The organism is Marinomonas algarum (assembly GCF_020532605.1).
Classification (GTDB): Bacteria; Pseudomonadota; Gammaproteobacteria; order Pseudomonadales; family Marinomonadaceae; genus Marinomonas; species Marinomonas algarum.
In genome coordinates, this window is sequence record NZ_JAJATW010000053.1 from 1 (window position 1) to 2,547 (window position 2,547).

Annotated in this window: 4 protein-coding genes and 1 pseudogene; 3 read left to right on the forward strand and 2 right to left on the reverse strand. The window is 42.5% G+C overall.

The genetic code is table 11. The annotated features are described in order from the left end of the window. The first annotated feature begins 3 nt into the window (after positions 1-3). Positions 4-105, forward strand: coding sequence for a transposase domain-containing protein (locus tag LG368_RS15155; protein ID WP_226755533.1), 102 nt, complete (start codon positions 4-6; stop codon positions 103-105). A gap of 25 nt (positions 106-130) precedes the next feature. On the opposite strand, the pseudogene LG368_RS15160 reads toward LG368_RS15155, so the two are convergent. Then, positions 131-457 (reverse strand): annotated as a pseudogene (locus LG368_RS15160) (transposase); the annotation flags it as partial. Between the two features lie 145 nt (positions 458-602). Here LG368_RS15160 and LG368_RS15165 point away from each other — a divergent pair. Both LG368_RS15165 and LG368_RS15170 read left to right on the forward strand, forming a co-directional pair. Further along, positions 603-989, forward strand: a complete 387-nt coding sequence (locus LG368_RS15165; RefSeq protein WP_226755530.1) for a helix-turn-helix transcriptional regulator — start codon at positions 603-605, stop codon at positions 987-989. Continuing rightward, positions 973-2,226: a type II toxin-antitoxin system HipA family toxin gene (locus LG368_RS15170; protein ID WP_226755531.1), complete on the forward strand. Its 1,254-nt coding sequence runs from the start codon at positions 973-975 to the stop codon at positions 2,224-2,226. Before LG368_RS15165 ends, LG368_RS15170 begins: the two co-directional genes overlap by 17 nt. 107 nt (positions 2,227-2,333) lie before the next feature. Here LG368_RS15170 and tnpA read toward each other — a convergent pair. Continuing rightward, the coding region (gene tnpA, locus LG368_RS15175; protein ID WP_226755532.1) for an IS200/IS605 family transposase at positions 2,334-2,547 on the reverse strand (214 nt) is incomplete at its 5' end.

The following is a 2,547-nucleotide window of genomic DNA, read 5'->3' on the forward strand; positions in this document are numbered from 1 at the left end:
CTAATCCCGTATGATTACTTAGTAACACTCTTCGAAGAGCTGCCAAAACGACAGACCAACGAAAGTCTTGATGATCTGCTGCCATGGAATATCAAACGCATCTAGGTGGTGATGCTCTGACGCTTACGATTCTCGGGTGTTTCTTGAGAAGACGCACCTTGCTTGGCACCTCAGCAATCAGCCAATCGGCTTTGATGCTTTTTAGCGCTTCTCGTTTTTGAGCACCTCGATAACCTGAATCCGCCGAGATAAAGCGTTCCTCACCATGAAGCAGGTTTTCTGTCTCTGTGATGTCATGTACGTTGGCGGCTGTTGTACTTAAACTGTGCGTCAGGCCTGTTCTCGCGTCTACACCAATATGAGCTTTTAAACCGAAAAACCATTGCTTACCTTTTTGAGTTTGGTGCATTTCGGGATCGCGTGCTTTCGCTTTATTCTTGGTTGAGCTGGCCGTTTCAAAAAAGTGGCGTCGGCGATTGTGAAGTGAAGTGACCCCATAAAAATGGGCTATTTAACCTTCAAGAAAAATGAAATGAACATGTGGACGGGATAACACCAGAAAAGAAATTCTTAAGTTGCTTAATATAAAAAGAGCAACTAATATGTTTCTATTACTTAAAAAGCAACTTATTAGTTTCCTTATGATAAATCTACTACAGCAAATTAAAAACCGCCGTTTAGCACTGAAACTCAAGCAAAATGACATGCCAATGCGCATTGGCATTTCTAGACAGCAGTACCAACGACTTGAAGCAAAAGGTAACCCAAGGCTTGATACTCTTGAGTTGATCGCTAAGGGCCTAAATAGTGACGTCATGCTGATTCCCAAAGAAAAGCTGAGTGCTGTTTTAGCGGCTCTTGAAAGCGATGGTAGTAACACATCTTTACCGCACAAACAGCCTGATCATTCTGCTGAACAAAAAAAGCTATCGGATGACCCATGGAAAGGATTACTAGAAGATGGAGACGAAGATGACAACGGAAATTAATGTTCTTAAGTTAATGTTGCATGGCCATCTAGTAGGGTATTTGGCAGGGGCAAAGAATGGGCGTAATGTTCTCCATTTTGCTGAAAGCTATCAATCTAGAACAGCACGCCCTACTTTCAGCTTAACCACCCATCCAAATTTTCCACATGCCAATAAAATGCTATCTGAGACATGGGCGACAAGCCAACGTCTACATCCTATTTTGTCTAATCTATTGCCTGAAGGTTCATTACGAGAACTGATCGCTCAAGGGCTCAAAACCCATGTTGATAATGAGTTCCATATTTTTTCTTATCTGGGTATAGATTTACCAGGTGCATTAGTCGCTGAGCCAATGGAGCCTGAAGACGTTCCTGTCCATTTATTCTCATCTCATGGTCAAGTAAAAGCGGTTAAATTCGACAAACTCAGCCAAGAGAACAAGTTCTCCTTGGCGGGCGTTCAGATGAAGTTTTCCATGAAAGAAAAAGACGGTCGATATAATCTTTCAAAAGACAATGTGCTTGGCGATTGGATTGTGAAAACACCTTCGACTAAACATAAAGACGTGCCCGCCAATGAGTTCACAGCCATGACCCTTGCCTCTCTCATTGGAGTAGATATTCCTGAAATAAAATTGGTTGAGATAGACCAATTAGACAACCTTCCACAAATCAATCTTCCTGATGAAAAATTGGCCTTCGCTATAAAGCGATTTGACCGACATAATGACCTACGTATTCATATGGAAGACTTTGCTCAAGTGCTAGTGAAGTACCCACATGAAAAATATCATTCAGGTAATTACGAGCAAATAGCAAAAATCCTATATCAATTTTCTGGTGATGGCCTAAACGATGCCCAGCAACTCGCCCGCCGTTTACTCGCTAACATCCTATTAGCAAACGGCGACGCACACTTAAAAAACTGGAGCTTACTATATGCAGATCAAGTCACGCCCAGACTTTCGCCTGCTTACGACATAGTCACCACTAGTGTTTATATTGAAAACGAAAAACACTTCGCTCTTAACCTTGCAAAGACGAAGGCTTGGTACGATGTCTCCTATAAACACTTTGAATATTGGGCAATAAAATCAGATATTCCATGGCGGGCGATCAAGCCGCATTTGGACGATGCAATGGAAAAAGCTAGAATTCTTTGGCCTGAGGCTTTAAAAAAACTGCCTATGAATGAAGAACACAAACAGCATCTAAGAGCGCATTGGCAGAGACTTCATGAAGATCTTCGAGTTTAATGCTGTATAGCGAAGTATGGGAGGTCCAGGCACCCATTAGCTTAGCATTATGCCTGTAAGCCCCCTGACTTCTAGGCAGGGGATATAAGGGCGAAGCCGATAGGCTTCTAATCAGGTCTGTTTTGGTTTGCGATGTAACCTTTTAAAACATCGATACTTGCCCCTCCGCAACTGCCAGCAAAGTAACTTCTCGCCCAGAGTGCATTTTTCAAATAAGCGGGTGGCTCAAGCTCTGGGTGATACTGCTTCATTTTTCTGCTGCTTACACCTTTTAAGCTGTTCACTAACTTCGTAAGCTGAACTTTTGGTGGGTAATTTATC

Excerpts from the sequence above, each read along its gene's own strand:
- LG368_RS15170 (WP_226755531.1), top strand. The coding sequence starts at position 973 with ATGACAACGGAAATTAATGTTCTTAAGTTAATGTTGCATGGCCATCTA.
- LG368_RS15165 (WP_226755530.1), top strand. The coding sequence starts at position 603 with ATGTTTCTATTACTTAAAAAGCAACTTATTAGTTTCCTTATGATAAAT.